Origin of the sequence: Promicromonospora sp. NPDC052451 (assembly GCF_044547525.1) — a bacterium.
GTDB lineage: Bacteria > Actinomycetota > Actinomycetes > Actinomycetales > Cellulomonadaceae > Promicromonospora.
In genome coordinates, this window is sequence record NZ_JBIUAP010000002.1 from 375854 (window position 1) to 400573 (window position 24720).

A 24720-nucleotide genomic window follows, 5' to 3' on the forward strand; every position below is an offset into this window, starting at 1 on the left:
CGTGCCACGGTGTGCCGTGCGTTGTGTCCCGTCAGACTGCTGGACGGGTCTTCCATTGCCTGGCGTGCTGCACGCCTCTTTGGCATGGTCAAGACCCGCTCGGCCTAGGCTAAACTCGGCTCGCTTGCCTCCGTAGCTCAGCTGGATAGAGCGGGTCACTTCTAATGACTAGGTCGCGGGTTCGAATCCTGCCGGGGGCACTGGTCCGCTGTCGTCGGGCGTCGGGTGCTCATGCCGACAGCCTGCACAAATACGCTGTTTCTGCGTATCTACCAGCCGCTACGGCTTGGCAGAACGATCTTGACCTATCAGGATGAAGCCGTGACTCCAGGAACACGCTCCGCAGTGCTCGGTCGTCGGGGTGGTGTGGACCCGAACGTTGCGGAGCAGCTCGGCTTCACGGTGCACGACGTCGTGCAGGACCTGCGCCGCGACGTCGCCTCGGCGACGCTGCCCCTGCCCATCGACGGTGCCGACGAGGCCGAGGCGTCCCGCGAGCGTCTGCTGGCGCAGCTCGACGAGCACCTGCTGCCGCGCCTGGCCGAGCTGTCCAGCCCCGCCGTCGTCGTGCTCGCAGGGTCGACGGGGGCCGGCAAGTCCACCCTCTTCAACAGCCTGCTGCGCGAGGAGGTGTCCGAGGCGGGCGTGCTGCGGCCCACGACCCGCGAGCCCGTGGTGGGGGTGCACCCGCGCGACGTCGACACGCTCACGCCCGGGCCCGTGACGGAGCTCGCCCGGCTGGTCAAGCACGAGGGCGTACCGCGCGGCACCGCGCTCATGGACGCGCCCGACCTCGACTCCTTCCTCTCGGAGAACCGGTCCACGGCGCACCAGCTCCTGGAGGCGGCCGACCTCTGGCTGTTCGTCACGACGGCCGCCCGCTACGGGGACGCGCTGCCGTGGCAGGCGCTGGACCGCGCGCGGGAGCGCGGTGCGAGCGTCGCGATGGTGCTCAACCGGGTGCCGAAGGAGAACCTGGCGACCATCCGCGGTGACCTCAACACGCGGATGAAGGAGCGCGGCATGAAGGACGTGCCGCTGTTCATCGTGCCCGACGTCGGGCCGCACGAGGGACTGCTCGACCACAAGCTGGTGGAGCCGATCCAGCGCTGGCTCGGCCTGATGGCCGGTCCGGAGCGGTCGCGCACCATCATCCTGCGCACGCTCAAGGGTGCCCTGGGCGCCCTGCCGGAGTGGGTCACGGGCCTGGCCACCGCGGTCGAGCAGCAGGGCACCGCAGCCTTCGACCTGCGCAACGCCGTGGAGTCGGTGGTGCCCGACGCCCAGCTCTCCGCCCGGACCGCCGTCCTGTCGGGGGCCGCGGGCGAGGGCACCGTCGCGGCCCGCTTCGCGGAGCTGGCCAGCATGCACAACATCGCGCGGGTCACGGTGCGGGACGGCGTCGCCCGGACCACCAAGCGGGCCGGCAAGGCCCGCGAGGCCGCGCTGGAGCAGCTGCGCGAGGAGATCGAGGCCACGGCGGCCCGTGCGTTCGTGGCCGCCGGCGTCCGCACCGAGGAGAGCCTGCGGGCCACCCTCGCGGGGCCCGGTGCCCCGCCGGCCGGCGAGCTGCTCCTCCCGTCCGGCTCCGGCCGCGCCGACGCGCGGCTCGCCCGGGGCGAGGAGGCCGCGGCCGGCTGGACGCGGCTGGCGGACGACCTCGTGGGCGGGCTGGACGCCGCGGCCGCCGAGAGCGCCGAACCCGACGCCGGGGCGCGGGTCACCGGTGCGCGCAAGGCGTTCGGTGACCGCGGTCTGGCCACGCTGCTGCTCGGGACGGCGCTCGGCAACGAGGACTGTGCCCGGCTGGTCGACCGTGTGCTCGGCGAGGTCACCGTCGACCAGATCGAGCGGCTCCAGGACGAACTTGCGGACAAGGTGGCCCTAGCGGTTGCGGAAGAGGCCCGTTCTGTCCAGAGTGCCCTTGACGTCCCCGCCTTAGCCGATGACGCGGCCGCTCCGCTCCGCGTGCGGCTGGCCGAGCTCAGGAGGCTGACATGACGAGCCAGGATGCGACGCTCAGCGCGCGCACCGAAGACCTCGGCCGCGCGCTGCAGATCGCGGGATCGCGGCTCGACGACACGGTCTTCGGCAAGGTCGCGAGCTCCGTGGCCGGGGTGCGCGAACGGCTCGCCCTCGGCGTGGACCACACCGTCGTGGCGCTGGCGGGCGGCACCGGGTCGGGCAAGTCCAGCACGTTCAACAAGATCTCCCGGCTCACCTTCGCCGACGTCGGCGTCAAGCGGCCCACCACCGCCAAGGTCACCGCGTGCTCGTGGAGCGACGACGCCACGGCCCTGCTCGACTGGCTCGGGGTGGAGCGCGAACGCCGCATCACGCGGTCGGGCGAGCTGGACGCGGCCGACGAGGCGGGCCTGGCCGGGCTGGTGCTGCTGGACCTGCCCGACCACGACTCGGTGGCCCCGGGCCACCGCGACGTCGTGGACAAGGTGCTGCCGCTGGTGGACCTGCTCGTGTGGGTCGTGGACCCGCAGAAGTACGCGGACGACGCGCTGCACACGGGGTACCTGCGCGACTCCTCGGGCATGCAGGCGTCCACGGTCGTGGTGCTCAACCAGATCGACACCGTGCCCGTGGGACAGCGCGACAACCTGGTCAACGACGTCAAGCGCCTGCTGCGTGACGACGGGCTGGACGAGGTGCCCGTGGTCGCGGCGTCGACCAAGACGGACATCGGCATCGCAGACCTGCGCGGGCTGCTGGAGCAGACCGTGGCGCGCCGGTCGGTCTCGGCAGGCCGCGCGGCCGGGGAGCTGGACGCCGCGGCGGCCCTGCTGCTCGGGCAGACCCCGGCCGAGGTGCCGTGGCACATCGACACGGTGCTCGAGCGCGAGGTGGACGCCCTGTCCCGGGCGGCCGGCCTGGAGTCGGTCGCGGCCCAGGTGGGCGCCGCCGTGCGCAACGGCTACGGCTCGCCCGAGTTCCGGGCGCCCGACGCGGACGCGACGGCCCTGTCGCGCTCCCGCTGGCTCATCGGCTCGGGGGAGGCCCTCAAGCCCGGCTGGCAGCGCTCGCTCGCCGCGAGCGTGGCGAGCGCCCAGGACCTCGCGAGCGCGGTGTCGACGGCGCTCCAGGGCATCACCCTGGACACCCGCGGCCCGACGACGCAGCGCCTGACCCGGCGCCTCGCGCTCGGGTCCGTGCTGGTCGCGGTGCTGCTCGGGATCGCGACGGTGCTGGCGTCGATGGGCTTCCTACCGGTGGGGGAGACCTGGACGACGGTGCTCGGGGTGCTGGCCGTGGCGGCGGCCGTGGCCGCGCTGGTGGTGTTCCTCGTGGCGATGCAGATCCGTCGTGCCCTGGCGGCACGGCGGGAGCAGGGGGTCATCGCGTCGGGCCGCGCCGCGCTGGAACGCGTGCTGCGGCAGACGCTCGGCGAGCCCACCCAGAAGCTGCTCGACGAGCACCGTGCGGTGCGCGAGCTCGCACAGAGTGCGCGCGACGAGGGACCCTCCGCACCGCTGCGACTGGCTCAGAGCGCGACCACAGGCGGCCGTCCGGGGGCTTCGTCCCCAGGCACCGTCCGGCTGACCGACCTGGGTCCCGTGCGCGCCTGATGCTGGGTACGGACCGGCCGCTGGGGCCGGTCCGGGACACCCAGGAGGGCCCCATGAAGGACGTCATGGTGACCGTGTCGGGCTTCGTCGGCAACAACCCGGCGCTGCACGTGAACCCGGTCAAGGAGCGGGAGTGGACCTCGTTCCGCGTGGCCAGCACCCGTCGCTACGTGAACGAGGACGGGGACTGGACCGACGGCAAGACCCTGTGGTTCACCGTCAAGGCGTGGCGGGCGGCCGCGGCGAGCGTGGCCCGCTCGGTGCACAAGGGCGACCCGGTGGTCGTCACCGGACGGCTCGAGGTCGACGAGTGGACCGGCCCGGAGGGCCAGGAACGCATGTCGCTCGTGATCGTCGCGTCGGCGATCGGCCTGGACGCCACGCGCGGCAAGGTCGAGTTCACGCGCGAGGTGCACCCCGTGCCCGCCGGTGAGGCGGACCCGTTCGCGATCCAGGCACCGGCGCCGGCCGGCGCCGGAGTCCCCGACGACGCCCGGGAGCTGGCGGGAGAGGGCGAGGCGCCCGCGCCGGACTCCGGTGCCGCGGCGAGGGCCGACGGCGAGGGGCAGCGGGAGCTGGTGAACGCGTAGGCTTGGGGCAGCCGTGCTCCGCGGCCGGCGGGTGCTGGGATGTCCGAGCGCACGCCCCGGCACCCGCTCCGCGTGAGCGCACCCGTCCCGAGCACGTTTCTCATGTACCTACCCGAACGGTGGAACACAGGCAGTGGCTGAGTACATCTACTCCATGTATAAGGCGCGTAAGGCGCACGGTGACAAGGTCATCCTCGATGACGTGTCGCTGAACTTCCTGCCCGGCGCGAAGATCGGCGTCGTCGGCCCGAACGGTGCCGGTAAGTCGACGATCCTCAAGATCATGGCGGGGCTGGACACGCCGTCCAACGGTGAGGCGCGCCTGTCGCCCGGCTACACCGTGGGCATCCTGCAGCAGGAGCCGCCGCTGAACGAGGAGAAGACGGTCCTCGGGAACGTCCAGGAGGCGGTCGGCGACATCCTCGCCAAGAAGCAGCGGTTCGACGAGATCTCCGCGCTCATGGCCGAGCCCGATGCCGACTTCGACGCGCTGCTGGCCGAGATGGGCACGCTGCAGGAGGAGATCGACGCGGCCGACGCGTGGGACCTCGACTCCCAGCTCGAGCAGGCGATGGACGCCCTGCGCTGCCCGCCGCCGGACGCTGACGTGTCGGTGCTCTCCGGTGGTGAGCGCCGCCGCGTGGCGCTGTGCAAGCTGCTCCTGGAGAAGCCCGACCTGCTGCTGCTGGACGAGCCGACCAACCACCTGGACGCCGAGTCCGTGCTCTGGCTCGAGCAGCACCTCGCCTCCTACCCGGGCGCCGTGCTCGCCGTGACGCACGACCGGTACTTCCTCGACCACGTCGCGGAGTGGATCTGCGAGGTCGACCGCGGCCGGCTCTACCCGTACGAGGGCAACTACTCGACCTACCTCGAGAAGAAGCAGGCCCGCCTGGAGGTCCAGGGCAAGAAGGACGCCAAGCTCGCCAAGCGCCTCAAGGACGAGCTGGACTGGGTGCGGTCCAACGCCAAGGGCCGGCAGACCAAGTCGAAGGCCCGTCTGGCCCGGTACGAGGAGATGGCGGCCGAGGCGGAGCGCACCAGGAAGCTCGACTTCGAGGAGATCCAGATCCCCGCGGGCCCGCGCATGGGTTCGCTGGTGCTGGAGGCCACCGACCTCAAGAAGGGCTTCGACGACCGCGTGCTGATCGACGGCCTGTCGTTCACGCTGCCGCGCAACGGCATCGTCGGCGTCATCGGCCCGAACGGTGTCGGTAAGACCACCCTGTTCAAGACGATCGTCGGCCTGGAGCCGCTCGACGGCGGCGAGCTGAAGGTCGGCGAGACCGTCTCGATCTCGTACGTCGACCAGTCGCGTGGTGGCATCGACCCGAAGAAGACGCTGTGGGAGGTCGTCTCGGACGGCCTCGACTTCATCAAGGTCGGCAACGTCGAGATCCCGTCGCGGGCGTACGTGGCCTCCTTCGGGTTCAAGGGCCCGGACCAGCAGAAGCCCGCGGGCGTGCTGTCCGGTGGTGAGCGCAACCGCCTCAACCTGGCGCTGACGCTCAAGCAGGGCGGCAACCTGCTGCTCCTGGACGAGCCGACCAACGACCTCGACGTCGAGACCCTCGGCTCGCTGGAGAACGCCCTGCTGGAGTTCCCCGGCTGCGCCGTCGTGGTCTCCCACGACCGGTGGTTCCTCGACCGGGTCGCCACGCACATCCTGGCCTACGAGGGCACCGAGGAGAACCCGGCGAACTGGTACTGGTTCGAGGGCAACTTCGAGGCGTACGAGGCCAACAAGGTCGAGCGCCTCGGCGCTGACGCGGCGCGCCCGCACCGGGTCACGTACCGCAAGCTGACCCGCGACTGAGCCGTCCCCGACCGCCGTACCGGAGCGCCCGTCCCGGCGTCTCTCCGACAACGTCGGAGGGGTGCCGGGGCGGGCGCTCTAGCGTGCAGATTCATCCCGGCAAAATGGATGATTACGACATATTATCCTTGCCGGATCGTGACATCTCCGACAAGATGCCGCAGTGAACCCCATGCGACGGTCGGGTTGGAACGACCTTCCACCTGCGTTGAGATCGCGGATCAACCACCTGCTCGGTGCGCGCGTGATCGCGGCGAGCGTCCCCGGCGACTCGGGGATCCTGCCGGGTGCGCAGATCCAGGTGCAGACCAGCCAGGGGAACGCGTTCATCAAGGCGCTCGGCACCGAGAACGCCGGGCACCTGGACCTGCTGCGGCAGGAGATCACCCTCAATCCGCTGCTGCCCGCGGGCGCGCACCGGCCCGAGCTGCTCTGGTCGGTCGACGAAGAGCTGCCCGGCCTGGGCGTCTGGGTGGCCGTCGGGTACCGGATGCGCTCCACGGTGCGGCCGATCGACCTGTCCTGGCCCGAGGGGGACGTCGAGGCGCTCGTCCGGGCGGTGCGCTCGATCGGCGAGATCGACGCGCCCGACGACCCGATGTTCGTGGCGGAGGAGAAGACGTTCCCGGTGGGCGCGTGGGAGGCACTGGCGGACCGGCGACCGGCCGGGCTGGCCAGGCACTCGCCCTGGCTGGCCGGCCGGCTCGAGGGTCTCGCGGAGATCGCCTCGCACGCCCCGGAAGCGATCGCCGGCACGAGCCTGCAGCACGGCAACCTGCGGGTGCAGAACGTGCTGCTGCCGATGGCGCGGGACGAGGCACCCCTGATCACCGACTGGGTCCGCGGCGGCGCGGGGGCCCCGTTCCTCGACCTGGTCTCGATGCTCCTGCACGTGCGGGTGGGCGGTGGGCCGCCGCCCGAGGCCACCCTGCGCCGGTACGGGCTGCCGCCCGGTATCGACCCGGACGCCGTGACCTGCTGGATCGCCGTGCTGGCCGGGCACTACGTGCGGTCGTCGATGGAACCGCCGCCCCCGGACCGGCCGCAGCTGCGCTCCGCCGAGCACCTGCTCGCCCTGGCCGCCGTGGCCTGGCTGCAGACCCGGCTCGGGTTCTGAGCCGCCGCCCGGGCCACGACGGCGTCTCGCATGCGGTTTGTGGTTTGCGGGTGAAAGCCGAGTTGGGCACACTCCGGCCATGAGCGCAGTCCGGCGACCGGCCTGGTCCGATCTTCCCCCATCTGTCCGTTCCCGCGTGAGCGAGACCATGGGCGGACGGGTGATCGGTTCAGCCCCGCTGACCGGCACGGAGGCCTCCGGCGAGCTCGAGGTGCTGCAGACGGCCACCGGCCGGTCGATCGTCCGGGCCGTCGGCCCGGAGGCCCCGCTGACGCAGGACCGCCTGGCCGCCGAGGCCGCGTCGCTGGCCATGCTGCCGGACGACCTGCCGACCCTGGCGCGCGAGTGGTTCGTCGACGAGGTGCTTCCCGGGGCGGGCCGCTGGGTCGTGGTCGGCTACCGGAACGAGCCCGTCCGCCCGCCGCACGACCCCTGGGACGAGGCCGACCTCGCCGCCGCCGTCGAGCTCGCGATCCAGATCGGCACGACGGAGGCGCCGCCGGGACTGCCCGACGCGCTCGACGTGATCGACGTCGACGCGTGGGCCACCCTCGCCGACACGCGGCCCGCCGGGCTGGCCGCCTTCACCCCCTGGCTGGCCGACAAGGTCGAGCACCTCGCCGACATCGCCCGCTACGCCGGCGAGGCGATGTCGGGCAAGAACCTGGTGCACGGCGCGCTGCGCCGCGAGTCGATCATGATCACCGACCACGGCTGGGACGCCACCAGCGCCCACGCCGTCGACTGGTTCACGCCGTCCCACGGTGCGCCGTTCCTCGACGTCGTGCTCCTGCTGCCGTACCTGCGGGTCGACGGCGCCCCGCCGCCGGAGGTGGTCCTGGACCGGCACCCGCTGGCCGACGTCGATCCCGAGGCCCTGACCTGCGCCGTGACCGCGACGGCGGGGGCGCTCGTGCTGGAGTCGATGCGTCCGCCGGAGCCGGGCATGCCGCACGGCCGGGCCGTGCAGCGCGAGGTGGCGCACGCCGCGCTGGAGTGGCTGCGCACCCGCCTCGGCAACTGAGCCACGTCGTACGCCCGCGCCTGACCTGGGTCTCTGCGGCAGACTGTGCGCCATGACCGATCAGCCCGACGCCGCTGCGCCCGGCGCCCCGGACCAGGAGTCCGGGGCGGACCACGGACCTGGCCCGGACCCGGCGCCGACGTCGGCCCCGGGAGCCGGCTCCGGGGCGTCCGGCTGGACCCGGGCGGCCGACCGGTACCGGGCCCCGGGCCCGGAAGCGCCCGGCCTGGCCGCGCCTGTCCCGGACCCGCCTGCTCCGGACGCACCCGGCCCGGACGCATCTGGTCCGGACGCATCTGGTCCGGACGCATCTGGTCCGGACGCATCTCGCCCCGACGCGCCCGGCCCGACCCCGCCCACGCCGGAGGGCGACGGTCTCACGGCCGCGCTGGAGGTGCTCCGTGCCCGCCTCGGTGCGCTGCGCCTGCCGCTGGAGACCTCCGGCGCCGCCACGGCCCGCACCGAGCTGCGGCGCGCCACGGACCAGCTCGACGACTACCTGCTGCCGCGCCTGCGCGCGCAGAAGGCTCCGTTGCTGGTCGTGGTCGGCGGTTCCACGGGTGCGGGCAAGTCGACCCTCGTGAACTCGATCCTGGGTGAGCAGGTGACCCAGCCCGGCGTGCTGCGGCCCACCACGAAGGCCCCCGTGCTGGTGCACCACCCGCTGGACGCGCGCTGGTTCTCCACCGACCGGGTGCTGCCCGGTCTGGCCCGGGTCACGGGGAGCGCCCCGGAACCCGGCCGGACGCTCCGGCTGGTGGCCAGCGACGCGCTGCCGAAGGGCCTGGCCCTGCTGGACGCCCCTGACATCGACTCCGTCGACGCGGCGAACCGCGAGCTCGCCGCGCAGCTCCTCGGGGCGGCGGACCTGTGGCTGTTCGTCACCACGTCGGCCCGGTACGCGGACGCGGTGCCCTGGGAGCTGCTGCAGCAGGCCTCGGCCCGCAAGGCCCAGGTGGCGATGGTGCTGGACCGGGTGGACCCGGGCGCCGAGGCCACGGCCGGCGACCTGCGCGACATGATGGCGGAGCAGGGGCTGGCCGACAGCCCGCTGTTCGTGGTGCCCGAGGCCGGGCTGACCGACGGGCTCCTGCCCGAGGAGAGCGTGGGCGAGGTGTCCCGCTGGCTCACCGGCCTGGGTGGGGACGCGGACGCACGCCGTCGCGTCATCTCCGCCACCCGCGACGGGGTGGTCGACTCCCTCGTGGGGCGCGTCGGAGAGCTGGCCGACGCCGCGGACGAGCAGCGCACCGCCGATGCCCGGCTGCGCCACGTCGTGGACCGCGCGTACGCGGACGCGGTGTCCCAGGTGACGGCGGCGACGTCGGACGGGGCGCTGCTGCGCGGCGAGGTGCTGGCACGCTGGCAGGACTTCGTGGGCACCGGTGAGTTCTTCCGCGCGGTCGAGGAGGGCATCGGCCGGTTCCGGGACGCGGTGGCCGGGTTCTTCCGCGGCAGGCCCAAGCAGGCACCGCAGGTCGAGCAGGCGATCGCGCACGGCCTGGAGTCCGTGGTGCTGGACGCCGCGGAGGAGGCCGCCGAACGGTCCTACCAGGCGTGGCGGGGCGACGCCGCGGGTGCCGCCCTGCTGGAGGGGCTGGAGCTGTCCCGGACGCCGTCCGCGCTGCGTGCGGAGGTGGGCGAGCAGATCCGCGCCTGGCAGGGGGACGTGCTGGGGCTCGTGCGCGAGCAGGGCGAGTCCAAGCGGGGCCGGGCCCGCGCGCTGTCGTTCGGCGTGAACGGCCTCGGCGTGGCACTGATGATCTTCGTGTTCGCCTCCACGGGCGGGCTCACGGGTATCGAGGTCGGTATCGCCGGCGGCTCCGCCGTGCTCGCCCAGCGCCTGCTGGAGGCCGTGTTCGGCGAGGACGCCGTCCGGGGGCTGGCCGTGCAGGCACGCGACCGGCTGCGCGAGCGCATCGAGGCCGTGATGGCCGGGCAGGCCGCGCGGTACACGGCACAGCTCGACGCGCTGGGTTCGGCGGAGTCGACCGGTGCCGGACTGCGCTCGGCGGCGGAGGCCGTGGCCGCGGCGGCGGCCGCGGAACGGCGTGCCCGGGCGCTGGACGCCGGGTCCGGGGCCCCGTCGGTGCCGGACCTCGCCGAGAGCCGTGGCCTGCGCGGCGTCGACGCGCGTCCGGCAGGCGACGGGCTCGCCCCGGGCCGCTCCGACGCGCCCGGGGAACCCTCCCGGAAGGGCTTCTGGCGGCGGCTGTTCGGGGAGGGCGACCGGTGAGCCGGCTCGACCTCGCGGGGCGTACGGCCGCCCTCGACGACGCGGTCGACGCCGCGGACGGGCGCATCGACGGCGCGCTGCTCGACGAGGCGCGCGCCGTCGTGACCCGCGCCCGGGAGCGGGGTGGGCTGTCCGCGGAGCACACCGTGGTGGCCCTGGCGGGGGCGACGGGCTCGGGCAAGTCGTCGGTGCTGAACGCCGTGGCGGGAGTGGACGTCGCCCAGCCCGGCGTGCGCCGTCCGACCACGTCGCACGCCATGGCCGCGGTCTGGGGCGAGGGCGCCGACCCGCTCCTGGACTGGCTGGAGGTCGGCCGCCGGCACCAGATGGGCCCGGCCGAGGGCGGCGGGGCGACCGGTCTGGTGCTGCTGGACCTGCCCGACCACGACTCGGTGGTGACCGAGCACCGCGTGCGCGCCGAGCGGCTGGTGGCGCGCGCCGACCTGCTCGTCTGGGTCGTCGACCCGCAGAAGTACGCGGACGCGGCCCTGCACGACGGCTTCCTGCGCCCGCTCGCGGGTCGGGCGGAGGTGGTGGTCGTGGCGCTCAACCAGGCCGACCGGCTGACCCCGCAGGAGACGTCGGCGATGGTCGCCGACCTGAAGCGGCTCGTGTCCCAGGACGGCCTGGACGGGGCCCGGGTGCTCGCGGTGTCCGCCCGGACCGGGCAGGGCATGGACGACCTGCGCGGCCTGCTCGCCAAGGCCGCGGCGCGGCGCGAGGCCGCGACGGCCCGGCTGGCGGCGGACGAGCGGGCGGTGGCCCGCCGGATCGTCGGCGAGTGCGGTACGCCCCCGCCGTCGCGGCAGGGCAGCCAGGCCCGGGGCGACCTCGTCGCGGCCCTGGAGGCGGCGGCCGGGGTGCCGACGGTGGTCGACGCCGTCCGGGTGTCCGCGAGCCGGGACGCGCGTGCCGCGACCGGCTGGCCGCTGACCCGCTGGATCGGCCGGCTGCGGAAGGACCCGCTGCGGCGGCTCGGGCTGCGGTCGGCCGACCGGGAGCACCGGGCGCCGTCGGGCCGGGAGGACCTCGTGCGCACGTCGCTGCCGACCGCACAGCCGGCGGTGCGCTCGGCCGCGGCGTCGGCGGTGCGGCGCTACGTCGAGGAGGTGACCCGCGGCGCCGCGGACCCGTGGGTCCTGGCCGCGCGGTCGCGCGGGCAGGCGGGCATCGACCAGCTGCCCGACGCGCTCGACCAGGCGGTGGCCGCCACGCGCGTCGAGGCGTCGCGGCCCCCGCTGTGGTGGTCGGTGGTCAACGTGCTGCAGTGGGCGCTGCTCGCCGTGCTGGCCGCGGGCCTGCTGTGGCTGCTGGTGCTGTTCGGGTTCTCCTACCTGCAGCTCCCGGCGCCGCCGACGCCCGTGTTCACGCTGCCCATCTGGTCGGGCGACGGCGGCGTGGTCTTTCCCGGGGCGCCCGAGCCCGGCGAGGGTCTCGACGTCGACCCGTTCCGGATTCCGTGGCCCACCCTCATGGTGCTCGGCGGGCTGGCGCTGGGTGTGCTGCTGGCCCTGGTCTGCCGGCTGTTCGCGGCCCTGGGCGCGCGGCGGCGGGCGATGGTGGCCCGCCGGCGCCTGCGGCAGTCGGTGGGCGGCGTGGCGGACCGTCTGGTGCGGACGCCGGTGGGCGAGGAGCTGGACCGGCTCGCGCGGTGCCGTACCGCGGCGACGCTCGCGGCGAGCTGAACCGGGCCGTCCGCACGCGGGGGAAGATGGGGGCATGACACGCCTGCATGTCCCCGTCACGCTGCGCTGGTCCGACCTGGACGCCTACGCGCACGTCAACAACGTCGCCATGTTCCGCCTGCTGGAGGACGCCCGGATCACCGCCTTCTGGCAGCACCCCGAGGCGCCGGAGGGCGAGGCCTGGCCGACGGCGGTGGTGCCCACCGGGCCCGGCGCGGACTCCCACACCCTGGTGGCCGGCCAGCGCATCGAGTACCTGCGCCCGCTGCTGTTCACCCGTACGCCGGTCCGTGTCGAGATGTGGCTCGGCCGCATCGGCGGGGCCAGCGCCGAGGTCTGCTACGAGGTGCACGACGGCGCGGCGAGCATGCCCCGGACCGGCCCCACCTCGGGCGGGGCACCGTACGCCCGCGCCACCACCACGCTCGTCTTCGTCGACGCCGCCACCAACCAGCCGCGGCGGCTGACGGAGGCGGAGCGCCTGGCGTGGAAGGAGTTCGAGGAGGACCCGATCACGTTCCGCCACCGCGGCTGACCGTGTCGGACGCCGTAGGTCACCCGGGTGACCTACGGCGTCCGGCATGCGGCTGAGTGGTCCTCAGGGTGTCCGAATTGGTAGTTTCATCCGCCTTGGTTCGGACACGGAGGAATGGTGGAACTGCCCCCGCACTACGTCGACCCGGTCACGCTGCACGAGGTGCTCGACGACGTCCCGGCCGCCCGGGCGTACCTCGCCGACCTCGCGGCCGGGGCGGCGAGCGACGAGCCCGCGGTGCTCGCCGTCCAGGTGCCGCTGCTGCGGGTGCTCGCCCCCGAGGCCGACGACCCGGACGCCCAGCTCGCCGAGGCGGAACGCCTGGGTTGGCTCGCCGTCGCCCTGGCCGGCGGTCCCGCCGACGACGCGGCCGCCGCGCACGCACCCGCCCACGAGGTGCCGCTGGGCGCCGTGGCGCCCCTGCTGCGGCTGGCCCACGTGCTGCAGTGGCGCCACCGGTTCTCGGAGGCGGACCTGCTGTTCGGCCTGGCCCTGGAGGCCACGCGCTACCACGGGGAGCACGCCGCGAGCGTCGAGCACGCGCGCCGCCTCGAGTGCCGCACCCTGTACCACTGGGGGCGCTGCCGGTACGAGCAGGCGCTGGAGGTGCACGTGGAGCAGGCCCGCCCCTACCTCGGCGAGGCCCTGGCCCTGTTCGTCCGCGCCCTGGAGCTCCGGGTCGACGTCGCCGCGTCCCCCGAGGAGGTCGCCACCGTGCGGCAGGCGATCCAGGCCGCCCGGGACCGCCTGGCCGAGCTCGGCGCCTGAGACCGGCCGGGGCTGTCCGAGATCGGCGGGACCCGCCGGGGGCAGGTTCTCAGGCCGGCAGGCGGATCATGCCCTCCTGGCCCGCGGTGGCGACCAGCGCGCCGTCCTGCGTGTAGACCGCGGCGGTGCCCAGGGCGCGCCCGCCCTGGGCGGTGGGGGAGGTCTGCACGAACAGCATCCACTCGTCCACCTGGACGTCGCGGTGCCACCACATGCCGTGATCGAGGCTGGCCATGGGCACCGAGGCGCCGACCTCCTGCCAGGACTTCCCGGCGGCGCGCAACGCCGGTTCGAGCATGAGCTGGTCGCACGCGAACGCCAGCAGGGCGCGGTGCATGGACTGCTCCTTGATGCCCAGCGGCCGGCGCGTGCGCATCCAGACCATCTGGGTGGCGGGCGGCCGCCCGCCCTCGGCCACCGCGACGTCCGGGTGCAGGTACAGCGAGCCGCCCACGTGCCGCAGCTCGAACGCCGAGTCCGCCCAGAACTGGGCCCGGACGTCGGCGCCCGGGGGCAGCACGGCGAGCTCGTCGAACGCCGAGCCGACCTCCTCGGGCGGGGGCACGTCGCGCGGCATCGGCATGGCGTGCTCGTAGCCGGGCTGGTCCTCCTGGAAGGAGGCGATCATCGACAGGATCGGCTTGCCGAACTGGATGGCGTGCGTGCGCCGCGCGCTGAACGAGCGGCCGTCACGCAGCCGCTCCACCGCGAAGTCGATCGGCTCCTCGACACGGCCCTCGCGCAGGAAGTAGCCGTGCAGCGAGTGGATCAGCCGGCCCTCGGGCACCGTGCGGTCGGCCGCGAGGATGGCCTGCGCGAGCACCTGCCCGCCGTACGCGCGGTTGGCCGGGCCGGGCACGCTGGTGCCCCGCAGCACGTCCTCCTCGCCGCGAGGGCCCCAGCCCTCCAGGTGGCGCAGCTCCAGCACCTGGAGCAGGCGGTCGAGCGCGTCGGGCTCACGGTCCGGCGAGGGGCCGCCGCTGGTCGGGGCGGGGGTGGTGGCGTCCACGGAGGGCGTCTCCTTCAGTGCTGTGGTCTGACTGCTCAGTCTTCGAACGTGTTGATCATGCTGAACGCGGCGCGCTCCAGGTAGTCCCAGAGCTGGGACTCGTGGATCGGCGCGAGGTCCAGCGTGTCCACGGCCGCGCGCATGTGGGCGAGCCAGCGGTCGCGCGCGTCCGGGTTCACCTTGAACGGCGCGTGCCGCATCCGCAGCCGTGGGTGCCCGCGCTGCTGGGAGTACGTGGTGGGACCGCCCCAGTACTGCTCCAGGAACAGCGTGAGCCGATCCCTGGCCGGGCCCAGGTCCTCCTCGGGGTACATGGGGCGCAGCACCGGGTCGTCCGCGACGCCGTCGTAGAACGCGTCGACCAGGCGCACGAACGTGTCGTGGCCACCGACCGCGTCGTAGAAGGATTCCTCTGTCACGTCCGTCATCCTGCCACCCGCCGGTGACAGGACCATGACGGCCCCGTGAAACGGGGTCTCGTGTGAGCAACTCGACACCAGCGGGGGCGTAAGGCTTGCCTGCCCCGATAGGCTGGTCACAGACCTGCAGCGACGCACGGTGGGAGTTGAGACATGTCCAAGGCTGACCAGATCCTCGCGGCCCTCGGGGGGACCGCGAACGTCGTCGAGCTGGAGCCCTGCATCACCAGGCTCCGGGTAGAGGTGAGCGATCCCGCCCTCGTGGACGAGCCGGGGTTGAAGTCGTCAGGCGCCTTCGGCGTGGTCCGGTCCGGCCGGGTGGTGCAGGTGATCGTCGGTCCGGAGGCGGACAACCTCGCGGCGGAGCTCGACACGCTCCGCGTCTGAGGGCCGCGACCGGGAGGCGAACGGCCTGTGAAGGTCGCGCGGGAGTCGCTCGTACCTCGCAGGACGCGTCCTGCGTGAGGTGCTGATCCGAGTAGGTTGGGGGCCGTGTTCGAGTCTCTTGCTGCCTCCCTCTTCGACGGTGCCGAGGACTTCTGGTCCTGGTTCCTGGACAAGCCGCTGACGATCATCCTGATCCTGCTCTTCGGCACCATTGCGATCGGCGTGCTGCGGCGTGTCGTCACCGCGCTGGCCGAGGGCATCGCCAACGGCCAGAAGCCGCGCGTCGTGGAGCGGCGCACCCCGGACCCCGTGGGCACGACCACGGGCGGTGTACCCGCGCCCGGCCAGAAGCGCCGGAACAAGAACGTGCTGATGTCGCCGCAGGCACTGGCCGATGCACTGGTCGCGGCGAACCCGCGAGCCGCCGAGCGGCGGGCCCAGCGGGCGCGGACGGTCGGCTCGGTGCTGAACTCGACGATCAACATCGTGGTGGGCACCATCATGGTGCTCTGGATCCTGCAGGTGTTGAAGGTGGACATCGCTCCGCTGCTCGCCACCGCCGGGGTGGCGGGCGTGGCCATCGGCTTCGGCGCGCAGACGCTCGTCAAGGACTTCATCTCGGGCATCTTCCTGCTCATCGAGGACCAGTTCGGCGTAGGCGACAACGTCGACCTCGGCGCCGGTGTCATCGGTACCGTCGAGGCCATGGGCCTGCGCCTCACCCAGGTGCGCGCCTTCGACGGCACGCTCTGGTACGTCCGCAACGGCGAGATCCTGCGCGCGGGCAACCGCACCCAGGAGTGGAGCCGCGCCGTGGCCGAGGTGCAGGTGCCGCTCGGCACCGACGTCGACGCCGTCCGTGCCGCGCTGGGCCGCGCCGCCGACCGGGTGAAGGAAGACCCCGAGCTGGCCGACAGCCTCCTGGAGACCCCGTCGGTGCGCGGTGTCGACGCCGTCGACGGGGCGGGGCTGACCTTCACGCTGCACGCCCAGGTGCGCCCCGCGCAGCAGTGGGCCGTCGCCCGGTCGCTGCGTGTGGCGGCTCACGCGGAGCTGCTGAACGCAGGGATCGTGGCCCGCTCCGCTCCCGTGTCCCTGGACGGGAACGTCACGGGAGACACCCCCGGGGTGAGCTGAGGATCGACCTGTCAATTCGCCGGACACGCCCGCGTTACGCCCGGTGGGCGCCGGTTGATGGCAGGATCTTTCCTTGTGACCGACGAACCGATGAACGAGCCCGCCCCGGAGGGCTCCACCGTGCCGCCGGAGCTCGCCGAGCTGGCGGCCGCACACGGCGTCCAGTGCGAGTACACGGACCACGACGGGCGCGTCCAGCAGGTCAGCGCCTCGACGATCGTCGCCGTGCTGGAGGCGCTCGACGTCCCCGCGTCGACGCCCGCCGCCGTCGTCGCGAGCCTGGAGCGCAGCCGCGACGACGAGTGGCGCAGCATGCTGCCTCCGGCCGTCGTGCTGCGTGAGGGCACCGAGGTGACCGTGCCGGTGCACGTGCCCGACGGCGCCGAGGCGACCGTCTGGGTCGAGCTGGAGCTGTCCGAGACGCCGGTCATGCCGGCCAGCGCCACGCCCTGGCGGGTGGCAGCCCCGCAGCAGGGCACGGCGACCGGCTCCTTCGCGACCGTCAAGGGCGCGAAGATCCCGCTGCGCCAGGCGGACGTGTACACCGAGCCGCGCACGGTCGACAGCCGCAAGGTGGGCCGGGCGACGTTCGTGGTCCCCGGCGACCTGCCGCTCGGCTGGCACACCCTGCACGCCGAGTCCGGCGGGCAGACGGCGCAGGCCCAGCTCGTCGTGACGCCGCAGCGCCTGGAGCTGCGCAAGAAGATCGCCCGCAAGCAGGCCTGGGGCTTCATGGTCCAGCTCTACTCGGTGCGTTCCCGGGACTCCTGGGGCATGGGCGACCTTGCCGACCTGGGCGACCTCGCGTGGCAGACGGCGCACAACGGCGGCGCCGACTTCGTGGGCGTCAACCCGCTGCACGCCACCGAGCCCGTCACACCCATCACCCCGAGCCCGTACCTGCCGACCTCGCGCCGGTTCATGTCGCCGCTGTACATCCGCGTCGAGGACATCCGCGAGACGGCGTACCTCTCGGCCGCGGACCGCTCGCTCGTCGAGTGGGCCGCCGAGCCCGTGCGCGAGCTGTCCGAGGACGCCGGCCCCATCGACCGGGACGCCGTCTGGGAGGCCAAGAAGGCCGCCCTGGAGGTCGTGTACACGGCCCCCCGCTCCGCGGCCCGGCAGACGGCGTTCGACGAGTACGTGCTGGCCCAGGGCAAGGGGCTCATCGACTTCGCGACCTGGTGCGCCATCACGGAGCACCTGGACGGCCGGGACTGGCCACCGGAGCTCGCCGACCCCGGCGCACCGGGCGTCACCACGCTGCGCAACGCCCGGTCCGACCGCGTGCAGTTCTACTGCTGGCTGCAGTGGGTCGCGGACGAGCAGCTCCGCGCCGCGCACCGCGCCGGCACCGACGCCGGGATGCGGCTGGGCGTGCTCAAGGACCTCGCCGTCGGGTCCTCGCCGGACGGCGCTGATGCCTGGGCCGACGCCGCCGTCCTGGCCCGGGGCGTGTCCGTGGGCGCCCCGCCGGACATGTACAACCAGCAGGGCCAGAACTGGTCCCCGCGGCCGTGGCACCCGCGGGCGCTCGCGAAGGCCGGCTACGCGCCCTACCGCGACCTGCTGCGCACCGCCCTGCGGCACTGCGGCGCGCTGCGCATCGACCACGTGCTCGGCCTGTTCCGGCTGTGGTGGATCCCGGGCGGGGCGCGCGCGTCGGCGGGGACGTACGTGACCTACGACCACGAGGCGCTGGTCGGCATCCTCTGCCTGGAGGCGCACCGCGCCGGGGTGGCGATCGTCGGGGAGGATCTCGGCACGTTCGAGCCGTGGATCCGCGACTACCTCGCCGAGCGCGGCATCCTGGGCACGTCGGTGCTGCTCTTCGAGCGGGACGCCGCCGGGGCGCCGCTCGCGCCGGAGGACTACCGCAGCGCCGCGCTGGCCACCGTGACGACCCACGACCTGCCGCCCACCGCGGGGTACCTCGCGGGCGAGCACGTGGACCTGCGCGAGCGGCTCGGGCTCCTCACCGAGGAGGCGACCGTGCTGCGGGGGCGGGCGCGCGCCGAGCGCGAGTCCCTGGTCGAGGCGCTGTCCCGGCGCGGGCTGACGACGTTCGACCCCTCCGAGCGGGAGCTCGTCGAGGGCCTGCACCGCTACCTGCGCGACACGCCGTCCGCGCTGGTCGGTGTCTACCTCACGGACGCCGTGGGGGAGCGCCGCGCCCAGAACCAGCCGGGCACGGACACGGAGTACCCGAACTGGAAGGTTCCGCTGGCGGACTCGGCGGGCGCCGTCGTGCTGCTGGAGGACCTGTTCAGCAACGCGCGCCTGCGCTCCCTGGTCTCGGTCCTCAACGAGGAGTAGCTGAGTGCTGGATATTCGGCCTCTCCCGTGTGCCAGGAGGGCGAATATCCAGCACTCGACGGCTGGGCAGGGTGGGTCAGGCCTGGCCGATGCCGGCGCGGGCGATCGTGAAGCCCGTCTGGGTCGAGTCCGAGACGCAGGTCATGCCCGTCTCGGCGCTGCTGCACGTGAAACCGTGCGCCTTCTTGGACTGTCCGTACTTGAGGATCGCCGTGTTGCCCGGCGCCTTCTTGGGCTGGTCCTTCTTGCCCACGCACGGCTGGGTCACGTTGCCGCTCGGGTCGACCTTCGCCACGTAGCCGGACGCGCCGCCGCACGAGGCGTCGGGGGCGGGCTTGTTGGTGAGCTCCGCGATGCCGCACGTGGCGGCGTCCGCGGAGATCGTGCACATGATGTTGAGCGACGGCGCGGCGAACGTCTCGACGCCGGCACCGCCGCCGGTCTCCAGGCCGCCGTCCGCGGACGGCTCGGCCGACTGCTCCGCGGCGGTGGACGCCCCGCCGGACGGGTCCTCGTCGGACGAGCTGAACAGGCTGACGGCGAAGACGATTGCGGCGACCACGAGCACGACGTCCAGGGCGATGAACGCGATCCAGCCCGGGCTGAGCCGACGGCGCTCCTTCTGCTGCTCCGGGGCGGGCGCGTAGCCGCCCTGGTGCGCATACACCGGCTGACCGTACTGGTCGTAGCCCTGCGGCGGCGGATAGCCCTGCGGCGGGTACTGGCCGCCCTGTGGGGCCTGCTGCGCGTACGCCTGCGGCTGCTGGGCGTACCCCTGCGGCGCCTGCTGGGCGTAGGCCTGGGGCTGCTGCGCGTAGGCCTGGGGGTACTGCTGCTGGGCCTGAGCGGGGTAGTACTGCTGCGTCATCCCGGCGTCCGCCCCGCCGTTGTGCACGGACTGGACCACGGGGGCGCCCGGGGCGGCGGGGGCCGGGGTCACGGCCTGGGAGAACTGGTTCGCGGGCGAGATGGCCGGCGGCATGCGGTTCGACGCGGAGACGCGCTGGACCGGCCCCTGCTGGGCAGGGGTGGGCGCGGTGGGCGGGTGCTCCTGGTGGGACGGCGCACCCGGCTCCTCGTCGGGACCCTCGCCGGGCGGCGGGGGCGGCGGCGGCACGGTGCCGGACATCGGGTAACTCCCTCAGGTCAAATCGGTCGGTCTGGGCGACCGCGGTCGATCGTACACAAACGCGTTACTCGCTGTTACTCCTGCGTGGCATGATCGACGGGTCGTCGCAGGTAGTTCACAGACCGGACGACACACCAACCGAGAAGGCGCGTCTTTCGGACGCGCGGGGCGCCGACCGGCGCCCACGAGAAGACAGACGTGGAGGGCCTGTGCCCGGAGAGAACCTGACCCGCGCCGAGGCGGTCGAGCGCGCCGGCGTCGTAGCGGTCGAGTCGTACGAGATCGCGCTGGACCTGACCACCGGTCCCGAGACCTTCGCGTCCGCCACGACTGTGCGCTTCACCGCGACCGAGGGTGCGTCCACCTTCGTCGACCTGGTCGCGCCGGCGGTGCGGTCCGTGGTGCTGAACGGCCGCGAGCTGGACCCGGCGGTCGTGTTCGCGGACTCCCGCATCGCGCTGGACGGGCTCGCGGCCGACAACGAGCTCGTGGTGGTGGCCGACTGCGGCTACACCAACACGGGTGAGGGGCTGCACCGCTTCGTGGACCCCGTGGACGGCGAGGTCTACCTCTACACCCAGTTCGAGGTGCCCGACGCGCGCCGCGTGTTCGCCTGCTTCGAGCAGCCCGACCTCAAGGCCACGTTCCAGTTCACCGTGACCGCGCCCGCCGCGTGGGAGGTCGTGAGCAACGAGCCGACGCCGGAGCCGGTCGCTGCGGGCCCGGACAGCGACGTCGCCACCTGGACGTTCGAGCCCACCGGCCGCATCTCCACCTACATCACGGCGCTCGTGGCGGGCCCGTACGCGGTGGTCCGCTCGTCGCTGACGTCGTCGGACGGCCGCGAGATCCCGCTGGGCGCGTTCTGCCGCAAGTCGCTGTCGGAGCACTTCGACGCCGAGTACATCTTCGAGAAGACGCGCCAGGGCTTCGAGTTCTACGAGTCCACGTTCGGCGTGCCGTACCCGTTCACCAAGTACGACCAGCTCTTCGTGCCCGAGTACAACATGGGCGCCATGGAGAACGCGGGCTGCGTGACGTTCACGGAGTCGTACGTGTTCCGCTCGAAGGTGACCGACGCCGTGCGCGAGCGCCGCGTGGTGACGATCCTGCACGAGCTGGCGCACATGTGGTTCGGCGACCTGGTCACCATGAAGTGGTGGAACGACCTCTGGCTCAACGAGTCGTTCGCCGAGTACGCCTCGACGCTCGCCACCGCCGAGGCCACGGAGTTCGAGGCTGCCTGGACCACGTTCTCCGCGATGGAGAAGTCGTGGGCGTACAAGCAGGACCAGCTCCCCTCCACGCACCCGATCGTCGCCGAGATCAAGGACCTGGAGGACGTCCAGGTCAACTTCGACGGCATCACGTACGCCAAGGGCGCCTCGGTGCTCAAGCAGCTCGTGGCCTGGGTGGGCCGGGACGCGTTCATCGCGGGCGTGTCCGCCTACTTCGGCAAGCACGCCTGGGGCAACACCGAGCTGCCCGACCTGCTCACGGAGCTCGAGGCCACGAGCGGCCGCGACCTCAAGGCCTGGTCGAAGCTCTGGCTGGAGACCGCCGGCGTGAACACGCTGCGCCCGGTCATCGAGACGGACAGCCACGGCCGCATCATGTCGTTCGTCGTGGAGCAGACGGCACCCGCCGAGTGGCCCACCATCCGCCCGCACCGCCTCGGCATCGGCTTCTACAGCCTGTCCGACGCCGGCGAGCTGGTGCGCACCCGCTCCGTCGAGGTCGACGTCGACGGGCCGCGCACGGACGTGAAGGAGCTCGTCGAGCTCGACCGCCCGGCGCTGGTGCTGCTCAACGACGAGGACCTCGCGTACGCGAAGATCCGCCTCGACGCCGACTCGCTGGGTGTCGCGCTGGACCACCTGGCCGACATCGCCGACCCGCTGGCGCGCTCCCTGGTGTGGGGCTCGGTCTGGGACGCGGTGCGCGACGGCGAGGTCCCGGCCTCGCGGTACGTGCGCCTCGTGCTCGGGGGCATCGCCCGCGAGACCGAGTCGACCACGCTGCGCACCACGCTCAACCAGATGGTGCTGGCGGCCAAGCAGTACGTGGCGCCGTCGGCGCGCTCGGCCACCCTCGCCATGGTGGGCGACACGCTCTGGTCCCTGGTGGGCGACGCCGCGGCCGGCTCGGACACGCAGTTCCAGCTCGTGAAGTTCTTCGCGCACGTGGCCTCGACCCCGGCGCACGTGGCCACGCTGTCCGGGCTGCTGGACGGCTCCGTGACGCTCGACGGCCTGACCCTCGACACCGACCTGCGCTGGGAGCTCCTGGAGGGCCTGGTGCTCAACGGGGCCGCGGGCGACCAGGAGATCGACGACATGCTCGCGGCCGACAACACCGCGACGGGCCGCCAGGCGGCCGCCCGCACACGCGCGGCCAAGCCGACGGTCGAGGGCAAGCTGGCCGCGCTGTCCTCGGTGGTGGACGCCGCCGACGTGCCGAACGCCATCATCCGGAACACCGGGCTCGGCTTCGTGCACGTCAACGACCCGGCCACGCTGGCCGACGTCGTGCGGCCGTACCTGGACGCCGTGCTGAAGGTGTGGGAGGAGCGCAGCTACCACATCGCCGAGGAGATCATCGAGGGCTTCTACCCGGCGCCGCTGGCGTCGGCGGAGCTCCGCGACGCGACGGCGGCCTGGCTGGAGACCAACGCGGACGCCGCCCCGGCGCTGCGCCGCCTGGTCGTGGAGGCGCTGGCGGGCACGGAACGCGCGCTGACGGCCCAGGCCGCGGACGCCTGACCCGGCGCACGGCCCCGACTGACCTTCCGCTCGGTCAGCGAGCGCCCCTCCGGGAAGGTGCCCCGCGCAGGTGGGTTGCTCCAGGTAGACAATGTCTACTCGGAGCAACCCACCTGCGCGGGGCACCCGCTCACTCGGCCGACCGCGTTCCTGCGGCGTCGGTCACCAGATCCGGACGCGGTCCTCCGGAGCCAGGTAGAGGGCGTCGCCCGGGGTCACGTCGTACGTCGCGTAGAACTCGTCGACGTTGCGCACCACGCCGTTGCACCGGAACTCGTTGGGGGAGTGCGGGTCCGTCGCGAGGCGGCGGAGCACCTCCTCGTCGCGGCCCTTGGACTGCCAGACCTGCGCCCAGCCGAGGAAGATCCGCTCCAGGGCGGACAGCCCGTCCACGACCGGGGCCTCGTCCAGCGGCTTGCCGAGTGCGATCCGGTAGGCCTTGATCGCGATCGAGAGCCCGCCGAGGTCGCCGATGTTCTCACCGATCGTCAGGCTGCCGTTGACGTGCGCGTCGGCCGCGCCCTCCGCGTCGTCCTGCCCGGCGGCGGACGCCGCGAGCTGGGCGGGCCGGAACTGGTCGTACTGGGCGATGAGCGCGCTCGTGCGCTTCTCGAACTCGGTGCGGTCGGTGTCCGTCCACCAGTCCTCCAGGCGGCCGTCGCCGTCGTACTTGGAGCCCTGGTCGTCGAACCCGTGGCCGATCTCGTGCCCGATGACACCGCCGATGCCGCCGAAGTTCACCGCGTCGTCGGCGTCGGGGTCGAAGAACGGCGGCTGCAGGATCGCCGCCGGGAACACGATCTCGTTCATGCCCGGGTTGTAGTAGGCATTGACCGTCTGCGGCGTCATGAACCACTCGTCGCGGTCCAGCGGCCGCCCGATCTTGGCGAGCTCGTAGTCCTGGTCGAACGCGTTGGACCGGCGCACGTTGCCCACGAGGTCGGCCGCGTCCACCTCGAGGCCCGAGTAGTCGCGCCACTTCACGGGGTAGCCCACCTTGGGCGTGAACTTCTCCAGCTTGGCCAGGGCCTTCGCCTTGGTCTCGTCGGTCATCCAGTCGAGGCCCTCGATGGACTCGCGGTAGGCGGCCACCAGGGCCTCCACCAGGCGGTCCATCCGCGCCTTGTGCGACGGCGGGAAGTGCCGCGCCACGTACTCCTCGCCCACGACCTCGCCGAGCGCACCCTCCACGAGGGCCACGCCACGCTTCCAGCGCTCGCGCACCTCCTGCGCGCCCGTGAGCGTGCGGCCGTAGAAGTCGAAGTTGGCCTCGACGATCTCGTCGGTGAGGTACGGGGCGCGGGCGCTGATCACGTGGTACGTCATCCAGAGCTGCCAGTCGAGCGTCGACATCTCCTGCCACAGAGCGGCGAACCCGGTCGCGTAGCTCGGCTCGCGCACCACGAGGTGGTCGAACGCGCCGGCCGGGACGCCCATCGCGTCGGCCCAGGCCGCCCAGTCGAAACCGGGGGCCGAGGCGGCGAGGTCGGCGAGCGTCGTCGGGTTGTAGGTGAGGGTCGCGTCGCGGTCGCGCACCACGTCCCAGTGGTGGGCGGCGAGCCGCTTCTCCAGGTCGACGACCCGCGCCGCGGCGTCGTCGGGCGTGATGCCCCACGTCTGCTCGACGCCGCCGAACCGGAGCATCCGGGCCACGTGCGGCAGGTACTTCGCGCGGATCGGGGCGTACTGCTCCTCGCGGTAGTACGCCTCGTCGGGCAGGCCGAGGCCGGACTGCCGCAGGTAGACGACGTACTTCTCGGGGTCGGTGGCGTCGTTGTCGACCCAGAAGCGCACGCCCGCCGTGCCACCCGTGCGCTGGAGCGTGCCGAGCGCCGTGGTCAGGGCGGCGGTGTCACGCGCCGCCCGGATCAGGGCGAGGTCCTCGTCCAGCGGCGTGGTGCCGAGCTCGGCGATGCGGCCGGTGTCCATGAAGCTCGCGTACAGGTCCCCGATCAGGGAACCGGCGGGAGCGTCCTGGATGATCTCCCGGACGTGCACCTCCGCCTGGTCGTAGAGGGCCCGGAACGCGCCGTCCATGGCGCGGTCGGCGGGGATCTCGTGCGAGTCGATCCACCGCCCGTTGACGTGGCGGTACAGGTCGTCCTGCGGTCGGGTGTCGGGGTCGAGCGCGTCGAGGTCGATGCCCGACGTGAGGCCCGTGGCGTCGGTGGTCATTGCGCCAGCGTACGCAACACCCACGCCCGGGATGGGG

Annotated in this window: 18 protein-coding genes and 1 tRNA gene; 15 read left to right on the plus strand and 4 right to left on the minus strand. The window is 73.1% G+C overall.

Annotation, left to right across the window (positions count from 1 at the left end; translation table 11 throughout):
* The first annotated feature begins 126 nt into the window (after nt 1-126).
* The 11 genes from ACIG47_RS04575 to ACIG47_RS04625 all read left to right on the plus strand — a co-directional run bounded on the left by ACIG47_RS04575 (nt 127) and on the right by ACIG47_RS04625 (nt 13349).
* Nucleotides 127-200: transfer RNA gene (locus tag ACIG47_RS04575), tRNA-Arg, on the plus strand.
* A gap of 121 nt (nt 201-321) precedes the next feature.
* Nucleotides 322-2001 (plus strand): GTPase, encoded by a 1680-nt coding sequence (locus tag ACIG47_RS04580; protein ID WP_397409464.1) that lies wholly within the window; start codon nt 322-324, stop codon nt 1999-2001.
* Nucleotides 1998-3578, plus strand: a complete 1581-nt coding sequence (locus ACIG47_RS04585) for a GTP-binding protein (RefSeq protein WP_397429796.1) — start codon at nt 1998-2000, stop codon at nt 3576-3578. The genes ACIG47_RS04580 and ACIG47_RS04585 overlap by 4 nt, the downstream gene beginning before the upstream one ends.
* 53 nt (nt 3579-3631) lie before the next feature.
* The gene (locus ACIG47_RS04590; protein WP_397429797.1) at nt 3632-4168 is read left to right on the plus strand and encodes a single-stranded DNA-binding protein; all 537 of its coding nucleotides are present in this window, start codon (nt 3632-3634) and stop codon (nt 4166-4168) included.
* A 133-nt stretch (nt 4169-4301) separates the two neighbouring features.
* Entirely contained in the window at nt 4302-5984 is a 1683-nt protein-coding gene (gene ettA / locus ACIG47_RS04595) for an energy-dependent translational throttle protein EttA (protein ID WP_397409470.1), read from the plus strand.
* 208 nt (nt 5985-6192) lie between these two features.
* Nucleotides 6193-7101 (plus strand): phosphotransferase, encoded by a 909-nt coding sequence (locus tag ACIG47_RS04600; protein WP_397429798.1) that lies wholly within the window; start codon nt 6193-6195, stop codon nt 7099-7101.
* A gap of 136 nt (nt 7102-7237) precedes the next feature.
* Nucleotides 7238-8125, plus strand: a complete 888-nt coding sequence (locus tag ACIG47_RS04605; protein WP_397409474.1) for a hypothetical protein — start codon at nt 7238-7240, stop codon at nt 8123-8125.
* 52 nt (nt 8126-8177) lie between these two features.
* Entirely contained in the window at nt 8178-10361 is a 2184-nt protein-coding gene (locus ACIG47_RS04610) for an ABC transporter (RefSeq protein WP_397429799.1), read from the plus strand.
* A complete protein-coding gene (locus ACIG47_RS04615) occupies nt 10358-12046 on the plus strand; it encodes a GTPase (RefSeq protein ID WP_397429800.1) in 1689 nt (562 codons plus the stop codon). The genes ACIG47_RS04610 and ACIG47_RS04615 overlap by 4 nt, the downstream gene beginning before the upstream one ends.
* A 34-nt stretch (nt 12047-12080) precedes the next feature.
* The gene (locus ACIG47_RS04620; RefSeq protein WP_397429801.1) at nt 12081-12581 is read left to right on the plus strand and encodes an acyl-CoA thioesterase; all 501 of its coding nucleotides are present in this window, start codon (nt 12081-12083) and stop codon (nt 12579-12581) included.
* A gap of 117 nt (nt 12582-12698) precedes the next feature.
* Nucleotides 12699-13349 carry a hypothetical protein gene (locus ACIG47_RS04625; RefSeq protein ID WP_397429802.1) on the plus strand — a complete coding sequence of 217 codons (651 nt, stop codon included), beginning with the start codon at nt 12699-12701 and terminating at the stop codon, nt 13347-13349.
* A 49-nt stretch (nt 13350-13398) separates the two neighbouring features.
* Here ACIG47_RS04625 and ACIG47_RS04630 read toward each other — a convergent pair whose 3' ends face one another.
* The gene (locus ACIG47_RS04630; RefSeq protein WP_397429803.1) at nt 13399-14358 is read right to left on the minus strand and encodes an acyl-CoA thioesterase; all 960 of its coding nucleotides are present in this window, start codon (nt 14356-14358) and stop codon (nt 13399-13401) included.
* Between the two features lie 35 nt (nt 14359-14393).
* Nucleotides 14394-14777 (minus strand): globin, encoded by a 384-nt coding sequence (locus tag ACIG47_RS04635; RefSeq protein ID WP_397429804.1) that lies wholly within the window; start codon nt 14775-14777, stop codon nt 14394-14396.
* Between the two features lie 153 nt (nt 14778-14930).
* Between ACIG47_RS04635 and ACIG47_RS04640 the strand changes: the two genes are divergently transcribed.
* The 3 genes from ACIG47_RS04640 (at nt 14931) to malQ (ending at nt 18617) form a co-directional block, all read left to right on the plus strand.
* Nucleotides 14931-15164 carry a PTS glucose/sucrose transporter subunit IIB gene (locus ACIG47_RS04640; RefSeq protein ID WP_119138544.1) on the plus strand — a complete coding sequence of 78 codons (234 nt, stop codon included), beginning with the start codon at nt 14931-14933 and terminating at the stop codon, nt 15162-15164.
* Between the two features lie 105 nt (nt 15165-15269).
* Nucleotides 15270-16301, plus strand: coding sequence for a mechanosensitive ion channel family protein (locus tag ACIG47_RS04645; protein WP_397429805.1), 1032 nt, complete (start codon nt 15270-15272; stop codon nt 16299-16301).
* Nucleotides 16302-16391: 90 nt separating this feature from the next.
* Nucleotides 16392-18617, plus strand: a complete 2226-nt coding sequence (gene malQ / locus ACIG47_RS04650; RefSeq protein ID WP_397429994.1) for a 4-alpha-glucanotransferase — start codon at nt 16392-16394, stop codon at nt 18615-18617.
* 76 nt (nt 18618-18693) lie between these two features.
* Here malQ and ACIG47_RS04655 read toward each other — a convergent pair whose 3' ends face one another.
* On the minus strand, nt 18694-19746 hold the full coding sequence (locus ACIG47_RS04655) for a hypothetical protein (RefSeq protein WP_397429806.1): 1053 nt from the start codon (nt 19744-19746) through the stop codon (nt 18694-18696).
* A 209-nt stretch (nt 19747-19955) separates the two neighbouring features.
* Here ACIG47_RS04655 and pepN point away from each other — a divergent pair, with 209 nt between their 5' ends.
* Nucleotides 19956-22508, plus strand: coding sequence for an aminopeptidase N (gene pepN, locus ACIG47_RS04660; RefSeq protein ID WP_397429807.1), 2553 nt, complete (start codon nt 19956-19958; stop codon nt 22506-22508).
* A gap of 162 nt (nt 22509-22670) precedes the next feature.
* Here pepN and ACIG47_RS04665 read toward each other — a convergent pair whose 3' ends face one another.
* Nucleotides 22671-24683: a M13 family metallopeptidase gene (locus ACIG47_RS04665; RefSeq protein ID WP_397429808.1), complete on the minus strand. Its 2013-nt coding sequence runs from the start codon at nt 24681-24683 to the stop codon at nt 22671-22673.
* Nucleotides 24684-24720: the final 37 nt, after the last annotated feature.

Excerpts from the sequence above, each read along its gene's own strand:
- ACIG47_RS04620 (WP_397429801.1), top strand. The coding sequence starts at position 12,081 with ATGACACGCCTGCATGTCCCCGTCACGCTGCGCTGGTCCGACCTGGAC.
- ACIG47_RS04590 (WP_397429797.1), top strand. The coding sequence starts at position 3,632 with ATGAAGGACGTCATGGTGACCGTGTCGGGCTTCGTCGGCAACAACCCG.
- ACIG47_RS04585 (WP_397429796.1), top strand. The coding sequence starts at position 1,998 with ATGACGAGCCAGGATGCGACGCTCAGCGCGCGCACCGAAGACCTCGGC.
- ACIG47_RS04640 (WP_119138544.1), top strand. The coding sequence starts at position 14,931 with ATGTCCAAGGCTGACCAGATCCTCGCGGCCCTCGGGGGGACCGCGAAC.
- ACIG47_RS04610 (WP_397429799.1), top strand. The coding sequence starts at position 8,178 with ATGACCGATCAGCCCGACGCCGCTGCGCCCGGCGCCCCGGACCAGGAG.
- ACIG47_RS04655 (WP_397429806.1), bottom strand. The coding sequence starts at position 19,746 with ATGTCCGGCACCGTGCCGCCGCCGCCCCCGCCGCCCGGCGAGGGTCCC.
- malQ (WP_397429994.1), top strand. The coding sequence starts at position 16,392 with ATGAACGAGCCCGCCCCGGAGGGCTCCACCGTGCCGCCGGAGCTCGCC.
- ACIG47_RS04665 (WP_397429808.1), bottom strand. The coding sequence starts at position 24,683 with ATGACCACCGACGCCACGGGCCTCACGTCGGGCATCGACCTCGACGCG.